We start from the raw sequence: 17,981 nt of genomic DNA, 5'->3' as shown, positions 1-17,981 counted from the left end.
GCAGTAACGGCTTTTCCTCTTAAATTTCTACGTAATACGACAATAACAAGAAATTGTTAAGTGAGAGTAAATTTAATGTAAATTTTAAATGTTTTTAGCTGAGAGGTTATTTTATTCCACTTTTCTCTCAAAAAATGTCATTATTCGTATTGAATATGTGAGTGGGGATATTGAAATTAGGATTAATGGTTTTATCAATAATCATTAATGAATTAGGCACATTACCTACTTTTTGAGCATAACATATTGAGTGTGCACATTCTTTAAAATTGGAGGTAAAGAAATGAGCAATAAGCAAAAACAAAAATACCAAATGAAACCTCTTATGTATATTGTCCAGCCAGACAATCAAGACATTAATGTCAATATGCAATCCTTTGTTGTGAAGAAAGCAAAGCCAAAGTCAAAGCCAAGGGTTGATGGCGTAGATGCTAAGGTGAAATCTATAGTAAAGGAGGCGATTCCTCAAGAAAATGAAATTTTAGAAATTCCTGAAGAGATAAAGTCAACTGTTCAGGTGGATTCGGTTCAAGAAAATCCAGTCGAACAAGAGCAATCTGCAAAACAGTATCGAAAACAAAGAAAACCAATTACACAAATGAGTGTTGTAGAGAAGATTGAGTTTTTCACAAATTTACCTAAAAATATGCCACGGACTCTCTGTCAAATTGAAACATCAGTGGAAAAATATCGCGGCGTCATTATTTCTGAAGAAAATGCGATTGTTACAATTCGTTCGCTAACACATGCCAAACCTATTGAATTACCTTTAGAAAACATTAAAGCAATAAATTTATTAGGGTTTTAAATATTTACTTAAAACATTTTAAAGAGGATGACTCAGGGGGAGACCCTTGCTTTTGGGTTATCCTCTTTGTTAAGGAGAGAATTTAAGGTGAAAGGCAAACCAATTCGCTCCTTTCGTTTCCTAGTTAACAAGTCTAGGTGATAAGCATTGTATTGCGCAAAAACATGTAAGATCAACTTCAACACAGTTTTTTGTTTTTACTAGTTTCTTAACATCACATACATCATGTGCAAGGTGACCGTGACAATCTAGAGGAAGTAAGAGTCGCAGTGTTGCACAGCAATTTTTTATGTTTTCAACTCTAAAAAAGGCAGTTTCAAAGCAGTCGCCACCAACGTTGCCAAAGGCTTTAAATAGAGATCCTTTTTCATTGAATAAAATAAATGGAATTGTATCTCCAAGACTTTTCACGGGATTAAGGAGGTTGCTATAGCAGCTAGTAGAGCATTTGTCGTTAACGGCTTCTTGCTGATCTAAAATGTTTTCAACTGCATCACATACACAATTAAAGGCGTTTTTATTTCTCATCATTTTTCCCTCCCACTTAACATTCTTACTAATAATATAAGTAGCAGGGTCAAAAAAGGTGTTAGGTCATTCGCCTATTTTCATCTTGTAACTAACACAGTGCCAGAAATTAGATTATGATACGGTATTAATTTAATTCTTCCATATAAAAAAAGACTGCTGTATGTCAGCAGTCTTTACACGTTGGATTATTTGTGATGGTGATGTTTTTTGTCAGCGATGCGGTCGACTAATTCTGGTGATAGGCATTGAATAGCGCAGAAGCAATCAAGGTCTACTTCGATACAGAAGTCTGTTTTTTCTAGACCGAAGAATCCTTCATCACAAGGATCACATACGCTTTCTGTGTTACCATCCATATCAACCGGACGTAGTAATGACAATGTTGCACAGCAATCTTCTACAGCTTCCACACGGAAGAAGATTGTTTTGAAGCAAGTCATGTCACCTGTAAATCCACCAACATTACCGAACGCTTTGAAAAGATCACCTTTTTTGTTCGTTAAGATGAAAGGAATAGTATCTCTAGTTCCTGCTACAGGATTTAATAAGTTACTGAAGCAGCTAGTCGGACAAGTAATTTCTTCAACAGCTTCTTGTTCCGCTAAAATTTGTTCAACAGCATCACATACACAATTGTTGTCTTTATCTCTTTTATCTTTGCAACCCATTGATAAGTCATCTCCTTAAATAATAGTTATTTGACTTTAGTCCTTAACAGACTATGTGTGTAATGACTAGTTGGTGTGGGTTATCGTCTATTGTTTATGAATCATTAAGAAAAGAATTTAGGTGAATGGTATGTAATGACAAAGAAACTAATTCTTTGGAAAAGAACCTAAAGAAAGAAGACAAGCGTTATAATTTTAAATAACTTGTTCCTCAATCTACTTGACGGAATTGCTAAACCTAAAGAGCAGAGGGAGTCTGGAGATAGACACAAATACTTTGTACAAAAAACTTATACTTCCTATCAAATAAAAAAATTGGCTTAATACGCCAAAGTGAAGGCTCTTATTTAATCTTCAAAAAAAAGCAGGGGAGCATCCCCTGCCTTTCACTAGTCATTAGAAAATGTCAATGTTTACTACTAATGCGATAAGGATTTGTAAAAGAACTTGTAGAGAGATCGCTACATCAGTATCAGTAGTTGTAACATTTACATCGCGTGAGTTTTCAATGACAAGTTTTTGTCTGTTAACTTGCTTCGTATCAGCTTGTTGTAATAATTGTTGTGTAACTTGCTCTGCTTGGTTGCTATCAGCGATTGTTAAGTTAATAACAAGAGCAATGGCAACTTGTAGTGCTACTTGTAAAGAAACAGCTATTTGTGTGTCAGTTGAATGAACGTTTACATCACAAGAATCTTTAATAATAATTGTTTCTGAAGAAAATTGTTCTGTTTCACTCACTTGTGCTGCTTGTTGTTGTACTGTTGCATCGTTGTTAAAGATATTTCTTCCAGCCACCTCGTTTTCAGAATCAGTTGGATGACAAGAATTACGATCTAATGCTACCCATTCATATGGTCTTGCTTCCATAGTTTTTTTCCTCCTTTCAATGTACTACTATTAAATGCTTAAAATCTATTATTGTATAAGACAAACATCTTGGTACTAAAACCCATTTTTAGTTTATTTGTCTTTTCTACTTTTTAACATTTCACGTAATGTCATATTTTTTGTTGCTTCCACTTTTTCAACTGGATCTTCTTCTTTCTTTTCTTTAGAACCTTTCACAAACTCGTCTACTTGTGCTTGAAGGTCTTCTACTACTTTCTTAAGTTGCGCTTTTTGCTCATCAGATAGCGTTTTTTTATTTTCGTTTGAGATATTATTTTTACTGAAAATGTCTTGAACAAATAGCTGCATCATTGTGGATGAAATTTCTTGTAGATTTAATTTTTCGTTAGCCATTTCTTTTCACCTCACTTTATTAATGGTAAAGGGGCAAGTAAATATGTTAGGTCGAATCCCAATTCCATAAATAATATCCGTTACCATGCATGTCTAGATGAATACAATGTGACGCTCAAGTTGAACTAATAACGGATTTTCTCAAATAAAGGATGAATATTAGAAAATATCAATTTGAACTAATAGTGCAAGTAAGATTTGGATAAGAACCTGAAGAGAGATTGCAACATCTGTGTCAGTAGTTGTTACTTTAACGTCGCGAGAGTTTTCGATAATAAGTTTTTGTTTGTTTGCTTGTTTAATAACAGAGCTTTGCAATAGTTGTTGGGTAACTTTTTCAGCTTGATTACTATCAGCGATTGTTAAATTTATAACTAATGCGATTGCAACTTGAATTGCTGCTTGTAAGGAAACAGCTACTTGAGTATCAGTTGTTTTCACTTCAATATTGCAAGAGTCTTTAATAACAATAAGCTCATCTGAAGCTTGAAGTGTTTCGGTTACTTGAACAGCATCTTGTGTTGCATGTTCTTTTTTGCAGTCATCTAAAGCAGACCATCTAGTAGACATAAAAACTCACTCCTTTCGTTAATTAAGAGGTTAGAAGAGAAACACGCATTTGACATTTCATTCTTTAATGACACGAAGGATCAAGTGAAGAAGATAAAAGCCGTGTTTCCCTTTACTTGTATATAATGCAGATTCACTATCTTTTGAATGAGTAAAACATACAGATGTACACCCATTTTTCAGCAAATGCTCCAAGACGAACATAATATAAAGACATACACACATCTAGTTAAAATATTTTGCTAAAGGTGATCTGTACTAATCATATTTAAGGAATCTTTTCCATACTGTATAAGGATTATGGTTTAGAGGGGGGAGATGAGATGGCAACTTGGCTACAACTCATCATCTTTGCATTCGCATCCTTTCGATTAACAAGACTACTTGTCTTTGATAAGATAACTGGATTTATTCGTCGCCCTTTCCATAAGGAAATAGAAGAAATTGGTGATGATGGTGCTGTTGAAGTCTTTATCGAAATGAAAGGATCAGGATTGAGGGCATGGATTGGTGAACTATTGAGCTGCTATTGGTGTACCGGTGTGTGGTGTTCAGCATTTTTGTATGGAATATGGATTTTTTGGCCCCAAGGAGCGGAACCACTGCTCGTTATTTTAGCAATTGCAGGTGTTGCTGGTTTGATTGAGACCCTTGTGATGAAACTTATAGATTAGGCAATTCACTTAGAAACAATTACTATTGTTCACATAAAATATGATATAAGGCTACAGCTTTACTGGAAATAATAGTGCAGAGGCACAGAATAAGCGCACATTTTTCTTACTTATAAAAACTGCGCAGGAAGGTGGGAAAAGGAATGAGTAAAATTAACTTGAATTCATCCCTAAGACCAAGTAACTCAAATCAATCCATCTATACGACTACAACTTCTCAATCCAAAAAAGTTAAAAAAAGCGGCTGTGGTTGCGGAAAGAATAAAAAACGTTCGTAATCATTTATTTTTTAGCTAGTAATTCGTTTATGATTTATCAATTTTTTTCTGAGCGGGACTGACGTTAATGGGTCAGTCCTTATTTATCGTTTACCAGGATATTAAATAATTCCTATACTGTGTAACCCTTTCTTCCTAAAATTCCAAATAATTTATTCTTAGAAGAAATAAATACATATTTTTACATAAAAAACCGAAATGGATTCATACTAATGAAGCGTATCATAATTGGTAAGAAGGAGAAGGTTTATGCCGAGTTGGATTGAGGTTATCATTCGTTCGACCCTACTAATTTTAGGGCTTTTTTTCATTACAAAGCTTTTGGGGAAGAAGCAGTTATCGAAGCTGTCTTTTTTTGAATATATTTTAGGAATTACAGTTGGTGATATTGCTGGAACACTATCAATGGATATTGAATTACATGTAATAAATGGTGTAGTCTCGATTCTTATCTGGACGTTATTCCCAATTATTATTTCAATCATTTCATTAAAAAGTAAAAAATTTCGTGACATTGTTGAAGGCAAGGCAACGACATTTATCCAAGATGGAAAAATACTGGAGGAAAATCTCAAGAAAGAAAAATATAGTACAGATGAATTGCTTGAACAGCTTCGCAAAAAAGATGTTTTTAACGTCTCAGATGTCGAGTTTGCTATTCTTGAAACAAATGGTGAATTAAGTGTCCTGTTAAAAAAAGAAATGCAAGTTGTGAAATGGGGAGATCTCTTTCCAGATGGTTCTTCTGATAATGTACCACTAACAGTAATTATGGATGGAGCTTATCTAAATGAAACAATATATAGCGCAGGATATAGTATAGATTGGATAAGAAATAAGCTAAAACTTAAAAGTGCAAATGTAGAAGATGTTTTTTTAGGCCAGGTTGATTCGTCTGGGAATTTATATATAGATTACTATGATGACGACAATCTAAGGTAGAGAGTGGGAGGAAAGAATGAGTTTACTTGAAATAGTGTTTAGTGAGGTATTGCAAAGAAATTATCGCCAGCATGATAGGATTCAAAGAAATGAAGATCAAAGACTTCGTAAAATACAAGTTGGCTTGAATCAAATTGACGAGCTTGCTGAAGCATTTGAACAAAGGATGGATTTAACTGAATCTGAAATGGAAAAATGGATTATAAAAAACAAAAATAATGAAATTAAAAAATAATCAATCCTAAAAACAACGTAAATTAAAACAATATTTTCGTCCAAACAAAACCTCTCCTTTAATCATATAGTGTAGAGATGATAGCAAAGAGGAGGTGCTTAGCACATGGGTTACGGTTACGGTGGTGGTAACTATGGTTATGGTGGTGGCGGTTATTACGGCAGCACTTTTGTGTTAATCGTTGTATTGTTCATCCTATTAATCATTGTAGGTGCATCTTTCTATAACTAATGTAAGAGCCAATTAAGTGTGTTGGAAGTACGAGCAATCTCTGCTCGTACTTTCTTTTTTCCAAGAGATTGTTATCACATTTTGCCTATGAGGTCATAGGATATATCATGAATTAAGGAGGCTTAGAAAATGGATAATAAATTTTTCAAAAACCTTGAGAATAAAACAGGAGTAAACATGAATGATGTTTTTTCTTTGGCTAATTCTTTACAAGGTGCAAACTTTAAAGATGAAAAAACAGTCCGAAATGTGATCCAACGAGTTTCTCAAATTGCCAACAAACCAGTTTCAAAGCAAATGGAAGATAAAATTGTTAATTCCATTGTAAATGGTAATGAAAAGTTAGATTTTAATACAATTTCAAAAATGATTAACAAAAAGTAACCTCAAATTTAAATGGTTGAGGCTGACCAGCTAAATCAACTTGATTAGCTGGTTTTTTTCTGAATTCATTTAAATAGTATAATATCTGTCCAACTTATTTTCATCTAAATTTCACTAACCTAAGCTATAGTTAAAGTGAACAAAAATAGAGGTGATTGTAAAGTTGAGACATGACAGTACAGAAATAGAAGAATGGAGAAATCTCTTATTAATCTATAAATTTGCTTTAGATGAAATCAATACGAAATTGAAGATCTTAAATGAGGAGTTTCAATTTGTACATCAGCATAATCCAATTGAACATATTAAATCTAGAATAAAGGATCCATCAAGTATAAAAAGAAAGCTTCAGAGAAAAGGTCTTAAAATGACGATAGAAAAAGCGACTAAACATATTCACGATATAGCTGGTGTAAGAATAACCTGTGCGTTTGCTTCTGATATATATAAGATTTATGATATGGTTTCTTGTCAGGATGATATTTCTATTTTAAAAGTGAAGGATTATCTTAAAGAACCTAAGCCCAATGGCTATAAAAGTCTTCACTTACTGGTTGAAATTCCTGTCTTTTTAACAAATCGAACTGAAAACGTAAAGGTTGAAATCCAAATTCGCACAATCGCAATGGACTTTTGGGCAAGCCTGGAACATAAAATTTACTATAAATATGATAAAGCAGTACCAGAGTATTTAATAGATGAGCTAAAAGAAGCAGCGGAAATGGCCCAGTATTTGGATCATAAAATGAAGAGGATTCATGATGAAATGATGATGTATAAAGTGAAGGAGAAACTGGAGAAAACTCGAGTTATTATTTAAGAGCTGCTTTATAAAAAATGCTTAGTAGAGTGAGGTCTACTAAGCATTTCTTATAATATCAGAATTGATAACTTTTCTTACTAGTTTTGGTGTCTAGCTCCAGCGCCTAGACTCTCGGGGTCATAAGCCACTCAGGAATTGAAGACAAAGAACTCTTCTATTCCTGAGCGTCTTATGCCTGTCGGGTCTGTTCAAGGCGCTTACGCTTTTCTGTAGGCTAACGCCAATTCTTAAAACAAGGTCTTAAGAAACCTTGAAGCCACAGCTTTTCTTCCTCGTCTTTTAGAAGGAGTCGAGATTAATAAATGTTCTTTTGCTCGTGTCATCGCTACATAAAGTAAGCGTCGTTCCTCCTCAAGAAATTCATAGTTTCCTTTTCTAGCAGACTCTAGTGCAAAATCATGAGGAATAGAGCCATCTACAGCTCCTACAATATAAACATATTTATACTCAAGACCTTTTGATCGATGAATCGTCATAAGCTGAACACCAGCTTCAGTTGCCTGTTTTTGTCCTTTTAATGCTTTTTGAGTTAAGGTCATATGATCAGCATGTTGAAGAAATTCTGTAACGGTAGAAAATTTCTTCGCGACTACTTTCAAATCGTTAAGATCATCTGAACCTTTGTCCATCGCATTGCCTTCATTACCTTGTTTTTTTAGATAGTCATTGAATCCAAGCTCTTTTTCGATGATTTGTAGTGCAATGACAGGCTTATCTTTTTTCAAAGCGCTAATTTTTGGAACAATTTTTTTGAGCTTTGCCATTTGAAAAGCTTGAAGCCCATTTAAATATAATAATGCATCAACAAGTGAGCAATCATGCAGAATGGATAAGGCCTTCACATCATTTAGAACAGATTGCTTTAAAAATAAAGCGCGAATTAGTTCGGTTAATGCCGATGGATCATCAGGATCGACACTAAGTCGTAAGTAACTAAGAACACCACGAACCATTTTTCGTTCATAAAATGAACTTTGCTCTTTTTCAATGACGAATGGGATACTCGATTGGACAAATCGTTCAAAGACTGCTCGTCCGCCAGTATGTGTTCGGTATAATATCACAAACTCTTTAGGCTTTGCACCGGCTTTAATTTTTTCTTTAATATCATTGACAATCAAGGTTGCTTCTTCTTCCTCATCATATGGAAAAAAACAAACAGGTAATTGATCTGTCTGGAATTGAGCGTGCATTTTTTTGCTTAAGCGTAGTTTGTTTTTTGAAATCACTTCATTTGCTGAGGAAACAATATGATGATCTGACCGATAATTTGAGGAGAGCGTAATAATAGTAGCATCAGGGTATTCCTCTTTAAAATTCAGAATAAAGGTTGGCTCGCTTCCTCTGAAGCTATAAATTGTTTGATCATCATCGCCAACACCGCATATATTGTTTGTATGATTGGATAATAGCTTAATAAGTTTATATTGAACTGGATTGATATCCTGAAATTCATCGATTAGAAAATAACGAAATCGCTTCTGATAGGTTTCGAGTACTCTAGGATTTTCTCTCAACATTTCATAGCATTTTACTAACATATCATCGAAATCGAATTGGCCACGCTCACGCTTCTGCTCTTCATAATACTTGTATAGAGATAATGCTTTTTCTTCCCAATCGTCATCAGGCTGGATATCTGTATGAGCCTTCATCGTATTTTTCCAATACCCTATTTGTTGGATTGCTTGGTCAAATGGAAAATCCTTTTCATCAATACCCATTTCTCTGCATACTTGTTTTAGATAGCTTTCCTTTTGCCAATCCCATTTTAGTAAATGCTGTCCATTCCACTTCTCTCTGTTGTCATGTAGGAGCATTTTGTAAAAGATACTGTGGAAGGTTCCGATGACTAGCTGGTTTAGTTGATTTGCTGTTAGCCTCGTGTGCTTGATAAGGCGTTCATGCATTTCTCGTGCTGCTTTTGCTGTAAAGGTAACTAGCATCATTGAGGTCGGATCAATTGCTTTTTCTTCCATCATATATAGGGCTCTAGTTGTAAGGACACGCGTTTTTCCACTCCCTGCACCAGCTAAGATTAGAAGTGGCCCCTCTACCGTCGTTACTGCTTCTTTTTGTTCAACATCGAGAGGAATTCCGAGTAGTGATGAAGGTGTTTTGCTTTTGAGTGTGAAAGGTGTTCGCCCTTTTAGAATCTGTGGCTGCCGCCATTCTGTTACATTGGTCTTTTCGAGTGTTGCAATCGACCTAGATTTAGGAATTCGAAAACCGTTTTGTTCAGAATATTCGTCTTCTAAGTTAGGTTGTTGTGTTGTAATCGATTGACTAGGAGGGCTGCTAACGATATCCGTACACCTTTGGTTATCCTCTTTGTTCGTGTGGTAGAAATAGGGTGGCTTGTTCAATCCAAGATATAATTTAACTGGCAATCCACAAGCTTTGCAACTTACGTTGTCTTTAAGGCTCGCTTCATAGATACGCTGATAATCCTCTCGAGGTAAATTTTCTAAAGATAGATCAAAATCTTTCATTTTTGCAACTTTCATGGTGATCCTCCTCCCATAAAAAAATATCTTCGTACGTATATGTAAATAAAGAAATAATAAATCAAAGTTATAAAAATATGCGACAAAATCTATCTTAACAGAATGGATACATATAAAAAAGGTAAAGTTACTCGGTTTAAGCGAGGAAATTTGAGGAATAACGAAAGGGAGATGAAAAATGGGTTATATTTTACCAATTCAGCAGGATACGTATGTACAATATGCGAATCGAAATGTCCCTGTTCAAAATCATTATTCACATACACTCCGACCTACCGCGGTTCAATCGGATATGAAAAAACAGAGATTTGCAGATATTTTAGATCATAAAATGAGATCAATGAAGACGAATAAAAATTCCGAATCATTTACAGGAAAAGGGAAGTATATTGACGGATATGCTTAATTTTTGAGTAAGTATAGGTAAGGGCTGACACAGAAAAAAGTGTCAGCCCAGCCCTTACTTAAAAAGATTGAACGTGTAAACCTGTACCTTCTAGCCATTCAGCAAACATGACTTCTTCAACACGAAGAATGTTGTGTTGTTTTAGCTGTTGTTCTAACCAGGTCATATTAAAACCTGCTTCTATAAGGTTGTCTTTTATGACCTTGCCATCACTTATTAAGGTGATTGGAATATTAACTTGTTCAAGATTCACTTGTAGATCTTTTTTTGAAGGTGTTTCATAAGGAGCTTTTTTTAATATACTTACCGTTCCATCTGTTTCAAGAACAGCGTACTCTAGCTCGCGAACTGAGAATACACCTTTGGACCGAATTAGATGCTGTAGCTGGTTGACATCTAGCTTGCTTTTTTTTAGACTTTCTTTTAAAATTTTCCCTTTATGAATGACAATCGTAGGTCTACCTTCTAATAAGCCGCGTGTCCTACTCCACTTTTGTGTAACCATTTCCAAAATGAAAATGAGCAGTCCCCAGATGGCAACCGCATAAATGATTCTGACAACTCCAACCTCATCATCAAATATTGCATTACCGACAAGTTCCCCTAACACTAATGCTGAGATGAAATCAAATGTAGTAATTTGGGTAATTTGTGTTTTACCTAATATTTTTGTAATCACAAAAAGAGCGATGAACCCCAAAACTAACTCAAGGGCAATTTGTGCATAATGCATGTAATAACCTCCGTAACCATTAACACCTAAGAATAGTTTTTTCCAGTACAGCTTTTTTTATGATCAATTATTAGAAGTTTAATTAAATAATTTGAATCATAATAGGAAAGAATATGTCTATCTATTTTTCTTAGGAGGAAAAAACATGTCAGAGAGTCATACACAACTTACGGCACCAGAAATTGCTTCTCTCTGGACTGCATATTTAAATGCAAGTATGAGTGTATGTGTTGTGGGGCATATGTTGAAAAATATTGAGGATATAGAGATAAAAAAAGCGATTCAGACTACCTACAACATATTTAATGAGGATATAAAAAATCTTTCTAGTATATTCCAAAAGGATAATTTTGCTATACCAAACGGTTTTACCAATGAAGATGTAAATATGGATGCACCAAAGCTATTTTCTGATTCATTTTGCCTTATCTATGTGAACCATATGTCGAAATTAGGGATGCTTGCGTTTAGTGGCTTCGTATCTATGAGTGTAAGAAATGATATTCGAGCAATGTTTACAAAAGGACTTACTGACGTTTCGAACTTATATAATCAGACAATAGAAATTGCCCTTTCGAAAGGGATTTTTGTTAGAGCACCTTATATCGATGTACCAACTGAAATAGAATATATAGATAGTAAAAAATATTTAGGTGGTATAAATCCATTTACAAAGGAAAGGCCGCTAAATGCGATTGAAATTTCGCATCTGTTTTTGAATATCCAAACCAATTCGATTGGGATTGGCTTATGTTTAAGCTTTGCGCAAACATCACAAAATAAAGATGTTCAAGAGTATATGTTAAGAGGAAAAGATATTTCATATAAGCATGTTCAGGTCTTTACATCAGCTTTAGCAGAAAGCAATCTTGTTTCACCTGGCTCGCCTAATATTAGTATTACAGATTCAACGACACAAACTTTTTCAGAGAAACTAATGATGTTTCACATGGCTCAGTTAAGTGCTGCTGGTATGGGAAACTACGCTACAGCAGCTGCAGCAAGTCAAAGATATGACCTTATTGTTAATTATGAACGTCTATCAGTTGAAATAGGTAAATTCGCAAAAACTGGAGCTGAAATTATGATGAAAAATCATTGGCTTGAGGAGCCACCGGGAATGAAGGATCGGGAAAAATTAGCAAGAAAAGAAGAACGCTAATGTGAAAAACGAGCTTGGTTATCCAAGCTCGTTTTAGTATGTGAAAACTAATCAATTAGCATGTTTAATCATTGTAACGTGGGGAATTCCAGCATCCATAAAAACATCAGAAACAGTTTCATATCCTAATCGTTCATAAAACGGAATCGCGTGTGTCTGTGCATTTAACTTAAGTTTGCTGACACCTTGTTCTATAGCAATTTCTTCTAGCTTATTAACAAGTAATTTGCCAGCACCATTTTTTCTGCTGGATGAAAGAACGCAAATTCTTTCAAGTTTCCCAATCCCATCTAATACACGAAGACGAGCGGCACCGACAGGCACTTCATTATCATATAAGACAATATGTGTAGCGTCATCTTCAAATTGATCAATTTCTTCTTCTTCAGGCACTTGTTGTTCATCAACAAATACTGTGCGTCTTACTGAATAGGCATCCTCGAGTTGGTCTTTAGTTGTAACTTGCTTAACGTTCAATTAATTGCAATCCTTTCCTAGTAAGAATGTTTCATATACGGTCCAAGAACCATTTTCTAGTTGATATAGTAGATGGAAACGATCAACAACTTCCTCATGCTTCATTTCTAACATTTTTAGACTACCTAGTACGTCTGAATGTTCATCATCAGATAAATTTTGTCCAATCGTAATATGTGGGACAAAAGCATATTCTGGTTGACTTTGTAGTGATCCTGTATGAAGCTTCTCATGTAATTCTTGTAATTCTTCAGTTGGCTCGACTTTTAAATAGATCACATTATTAACCGGTGAAAAGGAACTAACCTTTTTAATCGAAATGGTTAAAGGTGCAGATTTATCAGCTATTTGACGAAGTTCCTTTGTAATCTGTTTCAAGTCCTCTTCAGATGCTTCAAAAGCAGTTTTAAGTGTTAAATGTGGTGGAACTAATGCGTAATTTGTGTCATAGCGCTTACGATAAGAATTCACTAAATCTTGTAATTTTTTTGATGGAAAAAGGGCAATTCCGTAGTTCATGTCATTCCCTCCTAATCGATTCTTTTAAGGATAGTATATCAAATTTTTAAAAAGAAACATACGTACGAAATGATTGCAGTTCTTACTCAAACATTTCCCGTAAGATCGGTGTTAGAGCTGGCTGCCAGTACTTCCATGTATGGTCACCATCAAATTCCTCATATGTATAGGAAAAACCTTTTTCAGCAATAGCCGTTTTCAACTCTCGATTCGGTGTAATAAAGTCGAGAATTTCTCCATGAGTTGTTTTAACGTTTGTTTCATTTTTCCCAATTTGATGAAAAATAGTTGGACGAGAAGGTGAAGAAAATTCTTTCACAGCCTGTAACACTGCTTCATTCACATATGGCGATTGCAGGATTAACTTTCCAAATGTGTTTGGATACGCTAAGCCAGTAAGTAATGAAACTGTTGCACCTAGTGAATCTCCGATAAGAGCTCGCCCATAGCCTACTTGATAGGTTGGGAATTCTTGATCAAGATATGGAACAAGCTCATGGGCTAGAAATCGAACGTAGCCTGAAAACTTTGCTCCATCTGGATGGTATTTATCCCTGCGGTCGTTTACATCCTTATAGGGGATTCCAACAACGATAACATTTTCAATTTCATCATCTTTCATTAAAGCTTCTACCTGTCTCCCTACACGTCCAAGCCGAAAATAATCCTGACCATCCTGTGCGATAAGCAAGCTGTATTTATATAGTGGTGAAAAATTTTCTGGAAGATAAATAAGTAATGTTAATTCTTCCTGAAGCGCAGTTGAATAAAAAAGAAGTTCTTTAATCATACCTGTTTGTTTGCTCATGTTAAACCTCCTGAGGCAGTAACGTTAGCTTGGAATACACGGATAAAATAGAAAGATGTGTAACCCTTTCTATTTTATCCTAGATTACTTGGCAATCACAACTAATGACTATGGGTAGAAACAAATAAAAGCCAAAATCTTATGCATAGATAGCTTATGATCGAAAAACAAATAAATAAGTGTTTCTTTAAATGAGTTGAAACACAAGGGATAATATATTCTCTTCATATATTTACTAGTCCTCCAATGATTGATATAGAAACCCCATCCCAAAATATGCACAATAGTAAGGACGATATAAACTCTAAGTGCATTTGTAGGGACATGTTATCTCGGGAGTTCCTTTTTGCGTCTCTTTTTCTTCGTATCGCCACAATTGTTTCCTTTTCATAGTCACAATGATTCCGCTTTTTTTGATTATTGACTTTCATTCGCTAAATTCATTTTTATATATAATGGAAAGAGATAGAACATGATGATCCAAATTACGGAATATCCAGATCAATCCATTGACATTTTCTCAGATCTTTATATAATAATCATATTAATCCGATAAAAAAGATGAGAATTAAAAAAGTGGGTGAGGGAATTGTTTTTATCAATTGAAAAGGTAACAAAACAATTTAAAAACCGTGAAAATAAAGCAGAAACTGTTTTAACTGATATAGATTTACAAGTGAAGGAAGGCGAATTTGTCTCGATTTTAGGACCTTCGGGTTGTGGAAAATCCACTTTGCTTTCAATTGTTGCTGGGTTAACACCGCACACTACGGGTGAACTTATTTTACAGGGAAAACAATTAAAGGGACCTGGTAAGGAACGAGGAATGGTTTTCCAGCAAGCTGCATTATTTCCATGGCTGACAGTAGAAGAGAATGTGATGTTTCCACTACGCAAGGAGCTATCGAAAAAAGATGCACAGGAACGAGCACATAAGTATTTATCTCTTGTGCAATTAAGTCCTTATGCAAAGCATTCACCACACGAGTTATCAGGTGGGATGCAGCAGAGGGTTTCGATTGCTCGTGCGCTTGCAATGGACCCAGCCTTGTTATTAATGGATGAGCCATTTGGTGCATTAGATGAACAAACACGTTCAAGATTACATGAGGTGTTAGAAGAAGTATTTCTAGAAACGAAGAAAACAATTTTGTTCGTTACACATAGCATCCACGAGGCACTTAAATTATCTGATCGCATCGTTGTTATGGGAACACAGCCTGGACGGATACTAGACGTGATTGAGCTTGACTTTCCAAGACCACGTGAACAAGCGCGTGAGGAGCTCGTGAAATATGAAGACAGAATTAAAGGCTTGCTAAAGTCTGAGATTGATAAAGTAATAGAAAAGGAGCAGCAGTATGCAACCAGTCGTTAAACGAATACTTTTTTATGGAATTCTGTTAGTTGTTTGGCAGGTTGCAGTTATTGTTTTAGAAATTTCACCTGCACTGCTGCCTGCCCCAACAGATGTGTTTACATCACTTTACACAGGCTTTGCTGATTTAACACTTGTTTACGATTTAGTAGCGAGCTTTAGACGATTAGCGATAGGTTTAGCCATTGCATTAGCATTAGGTCTTATACTTGGGGTTTTCTTAGCCAAATCAAAAACAGCTGATGAAACATTGGGCTCACTTATCATTGCATTACAGTCAGTACCAAGTATTGTGTGGTTGCCATTGGCAATCATGTGGTTTGGCCTTAATGAAGCAGCGGTAACGTTTATTATTGTGTTAGGTGCAACATTAGTGATGACAATCAACATGAGAACAGGTTTGAAAAATGTGCCACCACTTTATATAAAGGCGGCACAAACGATGGATTATAAAGGATTTAGCTTATTTTGGAAGGTCATGTTCCCAGCCTCAATTCCTTATGCAGTAACGGGAACTAGATTAGCGTGGGCATTTGCCTGGAGAGCATTGATGGCCGGTGAATTATTAAGTACCGGACCAGGACTTGGTTATAAGCTGAAATTCGCTTCAGATTTTGGTGATATGAGTTTAGTTATCGCGATCATGATGATGATTATGGTGATTGGAGTTATTGTCGATTTACTATTTTTCCAAAGAGTAGAAAAAAGCGTCATGAAAAAATGGGGTTTAGATAATTAAGAAAAGCGGAAGCGCCTTGAGGGGCTAGGCGCTGGAGCTAGACACTAATTAAAAAGAGATGGGGGCTTTAACATGAAAAAGGGTTTATTATTTGCACTTATATCTGTTTTATTAGTAGGTGTATTGGCAGCATGTGGGACGGCTAATACAGGTTCAAATGGTAGTGGAAGCGATAGTAAAAAGGAAGTAGTTATTGGTTATTTTCCTAACATTGATCACGTACCTGCGATGATTGCCAAGGAAAAAGGGTATTTTGAAGAAGCATTAGGGGAAGATGTAAAAGTAACGTATAAAACGTTTCCAGATGGAGCAGCATTTATGACTGCGTTAAAAACAGGTGATATCCATGCAGGTTTAGTTGGACCTGGTCCTGTTATGAATAACTATGCTAATGGGGCAGATGTGAAGATTCTTGCAGGAGCATCCTCAGGCGGAACAGTCATCGTTGCATCTGAAAAAAGTGGTATACAATCAATTGATGATTTAACAGGTAAAACATTTATTACACCTGGTGTAGGGTGCACACATGATGTTCAAATGGAGACATTCCTTCAAGACTTTGGCATCACATCAGCACGTATTGGTGGAACATTAAAGCATGTAACAGGTAACCCAGCTCAATATGGAGCAATGTTTGAATCAGGTAAAGTTGATCTTGCTGCAGTTCCAGAACCATGGGCATCTATGCTTGTAAATGATGGTGCGAAGGTTATCGTTGATACTGATGAAATTTCTTACGGAACAACACTTCCTAATACTGTATTAGTAACAAGCGGAAAGTTAATTAAAGAAGACAAAGAACTAGTTGCAGCCATTGTAAAAGCACATGAAAAAGGTGTTAACTTTATTAATGAAAACCGTGAAGAGGCACGTGATATTGCGATTAAAGCGATCAAAGATATTACAGATCAAGAGCTTGATCCGGCAATCGTTGACAGTGCTTGGGAGCGTGTAACGTACACAACTGAAGTAAATGCAGAAGTTGTTCAAGAATTTGCAAATTCTTCATTTGAGCTTAAATTTCTTAAAGAAAAACCTGAATTTAGCGATTTAATTGATACTCAATTCTTAACAAAGTAGGCGTTAATCGTGAAAAAACTTGTTTTTATCACTTTCATTGCTGTTCTAGTGTTGGTAGGCTGTTCACAGTCTATCAACCTAGAGGAGCATTTTTCTTTAAATGGGACAGTTGAACCTTTAAAAGCTGTTAATCAAGTTGAAGAAACAGTAAAAATGTCAGATTATGAAGATAAAGTCTGGCTTTCTACGTTTATTTTCACAAATTGTGATACTGTTTGTTCACCAATGACCGCACATATCGCAACACTTCAAGAGCAATTACAAGACGAAAAAGTAGATGTGGAGCTCGTCTCCTTTAGCATCGATCCAGAACATGACACACCTGAAGTATTAAAGGCATTCGCAGAACAATTCGGTGCAGATTTTAAAAACTGGAACTTTCTCACTGGCTATGAACAAGCAGAAATTGAATCCTTTTCAAACACTAGCTTCCTTGCACCTGCAGCAAAGCTAGAAGGCTCAAATCAATTCGTTCACAGTACATCGATCTATCTTATGAAAGGCAACACAATACTCGAACAATATGATGGAGTAACAGACGTACCATTTGAAAAAATTGTCGAAGATATCAAACTATTACAATAATTGTGTTGCAATCTCCACTCGAATCATGTAAAGTAGTAAAAAAAGTAAACCATAAAAATTTCATACATTTCTTATCAAGAGAGGCAGAGGGACTGGCCCTATGAAGCCTCAGCAACCGGTTCAAAACGAGTGAAGATCTCGTAACCGTTGATTTGCGAATCTTAAGCGAAACACTAAGTAAGTTTTTTATTATCTGGC

General features: G+C 35.4%; 23 protein-coding genes and 1 riboswitch. Of the genes, 13 read left to right on the top strand and 10 right to left on the bottom strand.

Translation table 11 applies throughout. The features are described from left to right. Positions 1 to 283: 283 nt before the first annotated feature. Positions 284 to 808, top strand: a complete 525-nt coding sequence (locus I7822_RS07885; RefSeq protein WP_207976707.1) for a CotO family spore coat protein — start codon at positions 284 to 286, stop codon at positions 806 to 808. A 120-nt stretch (positions 809 to 928) separates the two neighbouring features. Here the strand turns inward: I7822_RS07885 and I7822_RS07880 are convergent, their stop codons facing one another. The 5 genes from I7822_RS07880 to I7822_RS07860 all read right to left on the bottom strand — a co-directional run bounded on the left by I7822_RS07880 (position 929) and on the right by I7822_RS07860 (position 3,822). After that, entirely contained in the window at positions 929 to 1,336 is a 408-nt protein-coding gene (locus I7822_RS07880) for a CotY/CotZ family spore coat protein (RefSeq protein ID WP_207976962.1), read from the bottom strand. A gap of 188 nt (positions 1,337 to 1,524) precedes the next feature. Next, complete coding sequence (locus tag I7822_RS07875) at positions 1,525 to 2,007, bottom strand: CotY/CotZ family spore coat protein (protein WP_207976705.1); 483 nt, start codon at positions 2,005 to 2,007, stop codon at positions 1,525 to 1,527. A gap of 396 nt (positions 2,008 to 2,403) precedes the next feature. Then, on the bottom strand, positions 2,404 to 2,877 hold the full coding sequence (locus I7822_RS07870) for a spore coat protein (protein WP_207976703.1): 474 nt from the start codon (positions 2,875 to 2,877) through the stop codon (positions 2,404 to 2,406). Positions 2,878 to 2,970: 93 nt separating this feature from the next. Then, positions 2,971 to 3,252, bottom strand: a complete 282-nt coding sequence (locus tag I7822_RS07865) for a hypothetical protein (protein WP_207976701.1) — start codon at positions 3,250 to 3,252, stop codon at positions 2,971 to 2,973. A gap of 159 nt (positions 3,253 to 3,411) precedes the next feature. After that, positions 3,412 to 3,822 carry a spore coat protein gene (locus tag I7822_RS07860; RefSeq protein ID WP_207976699.1) on the bottom strand — a complete coding sequence of 137 codons (411 nt, stop codon included), beginning with the start codon at positions 3,820 to 3,822 and terminating at the stop codon, positions 3,412 to 3,414. 323 nt (positions 3,823 to 4,145) lie between these two features. Between I7822_RS07860 and I7822_RS07855 the strand changes: the two genes are divergently transcribed. The 6 genes from I7822_RS07855 to I7822_RS07830 all read left to right on the top strand — a co-directional run bounded on the left by I7822_RS07855 (position 4,146) and on the right by I7822_RS07830 (position 7,386). Further along, positions 4,146 to 4,496, top strand: coding sequence for a DUF1360 domain-containing protein (locus I7822_RS07855; protein WP_207976697.1), 351 nt, complete (start codon positions 4,146 to 4,148; stop codon positions 4,494 to 4,496). A 527-nt stretch (positions 4,497 to 5,023) separates the two neighbouring features. Then, positions 5,024 to 5,716: a DUF421 domain-containing protein gene (locus I7822_RS07850; protein WP_207976695.1), complete on the top strand. Its 693-nt coding sequence runs from the start codon at positions 5,024 to 5,026 to the stop codon at positions 5,714 to 5,716. Positions 5,717 to 5,732: 16 nt separating this feature from the next. Continuing rightward, positions 5,733 to 5,951 (top strand): protein YjzK, encoded by a 219-nt coding sequence (gene yjzK, locus I7822_RS07845; RefSeq protein WP_207976693.1) that lies wholly within the window; start codon positions 5,733 to 5,735, stop codon positions 5,949 to 5,951. Between the two features lie 105 nt (positions 5,952 to 6,056). Next, positions 6,057 to 6,182, top strand: a complete 126-nt coding sequence (locus tag I7822_RS07840) for a YjcZ family sporulation protein (RefSeq protein WP_026561090.1) — start codon at positions 6,057 to 6,059, stop codon at positions 6,180 to 6,182. A 129-nt stretch (positions 6,183 to 6,311) separates the two neighbouring features. Beyond that, entirely contained in the window at positions 6,312 to 6,566 is a 255-nt protein-coding gene (gene spoVIF, locus I7822_RS07835) for a sporulation-specific transcription regulator SpoVIF (protein WP_066323523.1), read from the top strand. A gap of 163 nt (positions 6,567 to 6,729) precedes the next feature. Then, positions 6,730 to 7,386 carry a GTP pyrophosphokinase gene (locus I7822_RS07830; RefSeq protein ID WP_243459345.1) on the top strand — a complete coding sequence of 219 codons (657 nt, stop codon included), beginning with the start codon at positions 6,730 to 6,732 and terminating at the stop codon, positions 7,384 to 7,386. A gap of 230 nt (positions 7,387 to 7,616) precedes the next feature. Here I7822_RS07830 and I7822_RS07825 read toward each other — a convergent pair whose 3' ends face one another. Then, positions 7,617 to 9,896, bottom strand: coding sequence for an ATP-dependent helicase (locus tag I7822_RS07825; protein WP_207976691.1), 2,280 nt, complete (start codon positions 9,894 to 9,896; stop codon positions 7,617 to 7,619). Positions 9,897 to 10,074: 178 nt separating this feature from the next. On the opposite strand from I7822_RS07825, the gene I7822_RS07820 reads away from it, so the two are divergent. Next, positions 10,075 to 10,302 (top strand): hypothetical protein, encoded by a 228-nt coding sequence (locus I7822_RS07820; protein ID WP_207976689.1) that lies wholly within the window; start codon positions 10,075 to 10,077, stop codon positions 10,300 to 10,302. A gap of 58 nt (positions 10,303 to 10,360) precedes the next feature. Here the strand turns inward: I7822_RS07820 and I7822_RS07815 are convergent, their stop codons facing one another. Continuing rightward, positions 10,361 to 11,035, bottom strand: a complete 675-nt coding sequence (locus I7822_RS07815; protein ID WP_207976687.1) for a YetF domain-containing protein — start codon at positions 11,033 to 11,035, stop codon at positions 10,361 to 10,363. Between the two features lie 145 nt (positions 11,036 to 11,180). On the opposite strand from I7822_RS07815, the gene I7822_RS07810 reads away from it, so the two are divergent. After that, on the top strand, positions 11,181 to 12,197 hold the full coding sequence (locus I7822_RS07810; RefSeq protein WP_207976685.1) for a DUF3231 family protein: 1,017 nt from the start codon (positions 11,181 to 11,183) through the stop codon (positions 12,195 to 12,197). A gap of 51 nt (positions 12,198 to 12,248) precedes the next feature. Here the strand turns inward: I7822_RS07810 and I7822_RS07805 are convergent, their stop codons facing one another. The 3 genes from I7822_RS07805 to I7822_RS07795 all read right to left on the bottom strand — a co-directional run bounded on the left by I7822_RS07805 (position 12,249) and on the right by I7822_RS07795 (position 14,001). Then, positions 12,249 to 12,674, bottom strand: coding sequence for a GNAT family N-acetyltransferase (locus tag I7822_RS07805; RefSeq protein WP_207976683.1), 426 nt, complete (start codon positions 12,672 to 12,674; stop codon positions 12,249 to 12,251). Beyond that, entirely contained in the window at positions 12,675 to 13,193 is a 519-nt protein-coding gene (locus I7822_RS07800) for a YjcG family protein (RefSeq protein ID WP_207976681.1), read from the bottom strand. 82 nt (positions 13,194 to 13,275) lie between these two features. Beyond that, on the bottom strand, positions 13,276 to 14,001 hold the full coding sequence (locus I7822_RS07795; protein WP_207976679.1) for an alpha/beta hydrolase: 726 nt from the start codon (positions 13,999 to 14,001) through the stop codon (positions 13,276 to 13,278). A 589-nt stretch (positions 14,002 to 14,590) separates the two neighbouring features. Between I7822_RS07795 and I7822_RS07790 the strand changes: the two genes are divergently transcribed. The 4 genes from I7822_RS07790 (at position 14,591) to I7822_RS07775 (ending at position 17,783) form a co-directional block, all read left to right on the top strand. Then, the gene (locus I7822_RS07790; protein WP_207976677.1) at positions 14,591 to 15,379 is read left to right on the top strand and encodes an ABC transporter ATP-binding protein; all 789 of its coding nucleotides are present in this window, start codon (positions 14,591 to 14,593) and stop codon (positions 15,377 to 15,379) included. Next, the gene (locus tag I7822_RS07785; protein ID WP_066323573.1) at positions 15,363 to 16,118 is read left to right on the top strand and encodes an ABC transporter permease; all 756 of its coding nucleotides are present in this window, start codon (positions 15,363 to 15,365) and stop codon (positions 16,116 to 16,118) included. The genes I7822_RS07790 and I7822_RS07785 overlap by 17 nt, the downstream gene beginning before the upstream one ends. A gap of 72 nt (positions 16,119 to 16,190) precedes the next feature. After that, a complete protein-coding gene (locus I7822_RS07780) occupies positions 16,191 to 17,198 on the top strand; it encodes an aliphatic sulfonate ABC transporter substrate-binding protein (RefSeq protein ID WP_207976675.1) in 1,008 nt (335 codons plus the stop codon). Positions 17,199 to 17,207: 9 nt separating this feature from the next. Further along, a complete protein-coding gene (locus I7822_RS07775) occupies positions 17,208 to 17,783 on the top strand; it encodes an SCO family protein (RefSeq protein ID WP_207976673.1) in 576 nt (191 codons plus the stop codon). Positions 17,784 to 17,851: 68 nt separating this feature from the next. Next, a riboswitch (SAM riboswitch) is annotated at positions 17,852 to 17,951 on the top strand. Positions 17,952 to 17,981 lie beyond the last annotated feature (30 nt).

It is taken from the genome of Metabacillus bambusae (genome assembly GCF_017497975.1).
GTDB classification, from domain to species: domain Bacteria; phylum Bacillota; class Bacilli; order Bacillales; family Bacillaceae; genus Metabacillus; species Metabacillus bambusae.
Note: the sequence above shows the minus strand (reverse complement) of the source record. Positions and strands in the feature narration are given on the sequence as shown.

Coding starts and splice junctions, on each gene's coding strand:
- I7822_RS07885 (WP_207976707.1), top strand. CDS start 284: ATGAGCAATAAGCAAAAACAAAAATACCAAATGAAACCTCTTATGTAT.
- I7822_RS07880 (WP_207976962.1), bottom strand. CDS start 1,336: ATGAGAAATAAAAACGCCTTTAATTGTGTATGTGATGCAGTTGAAAAC.
- I7822_RS07875 (WP_207976705.1), bottom strand. CDS start 2,007: ATGGGTTGCAAAGATAAAAGAGATAAAGACAACAATTGTGTATGTGAT.
- I7822_RS07870 (WP_207976703.1), bottom strand. CDS start 2,877: ATGGAAGCAAGACCATATGAATGGGTAGCATTAGATCGTAATTCTTGT.
- I7822_RS07865 (WP_207976701.1), bottom strand. CDS start 3,252: ATGGCTAACGAAAAATTAAATCTACAAGAAATTTCATCCACAATGATG.
- I7822_RS07860 (WP_207976699.1), bottom strand. CDS start 3,822: ATGTCTACTAGATGGTCTGCTTTAGATGACTGCAAAAAAGAACATGCA.
- I7822_RS07855 (WP_207976697.1), top strand. CDS start 4,146: ATGGCAACTTGGCTACAACTCATCATCTTTGCATTCGCATCCTTTCGA.
- I7822_RS07850 (WP_207976695.1), top strand. CDS start 5,024: ATGCCGAGTTGGATTGAGGTTATCATTCGTTCGACCCTACTAATTTTA.
- yjzK (WP_207976693.1), top strand. CDS start 5,733: ATGAGTTTACTTGAAATAGTGTTTAGTGAGGTATTGCAAAGAAATTAT.
- I7822_RS07840 (WP_026561090.1), top strand. CDS start 6,057: ATGGGTTACGGTTACGGTGGTGGTAACTATGGTTATGGTGGTGGCGGT.
- spoVIF (WP_066323523.1), top strand. CDS start 6,312: ATGGATAATAAATTTTTCAAAAACCTTGAGAATAAAACAGGAGTAAAC.
- I7822_RS07825 (WP_207976691.1), bottom strand. CDS start 9,896: ATGAAAGTTGCAAAAATGAAAGATTTTGATCTATCTTTAGAAAATTTA.
- I7822_RS07820 (WP_207976689.1), top strand. CDS start 10,075: ATGGGTTATATTTTACCAATTCAGCAGGATACGTATGTACAATATGCG.
- I7822_RS07815 (WP_207976687.1), bottom strand. CDS start 11,035: ATGCATTATGCACAAATTGCCCTTGAGTTAGTTTTGGGGTTCATCGCT.
- I7822_RS07810 (WP_207976685.1), top strand. CDS start 11,181: ATGTCAGAGAGTCATACACAACTTACGGCACCAGAAATTGCTTCTCTC.
- I7822_RS07800 (WP_207976681.1), bottom strand. CDS start 13,193: ATGAACTACGGAATTGCCCTTTTTCCATCAAAAAAATTACAAGATTTA.
- I7822_RS07795 (WP_207976679.1), bottom strand. CDS start 14,001: ATGAGCAAACAAACAGGTATGATTAAAGAACTTCTTTTTTATTCAACT.
- I7822_RS07785 (WP_066323573.1), top strand. CDS start 15,363: ATGCAACCAGTCGTTAAACGAATACTTTTTTATGGAATTCTGTTAGTT.
- I7822_RS07780 (WP_207976675.1), top strand. CDS start 16,191: ATGAAAAAGGGTTTATTATTTGCACTTATATCTGTTTTATTAGTAGGT.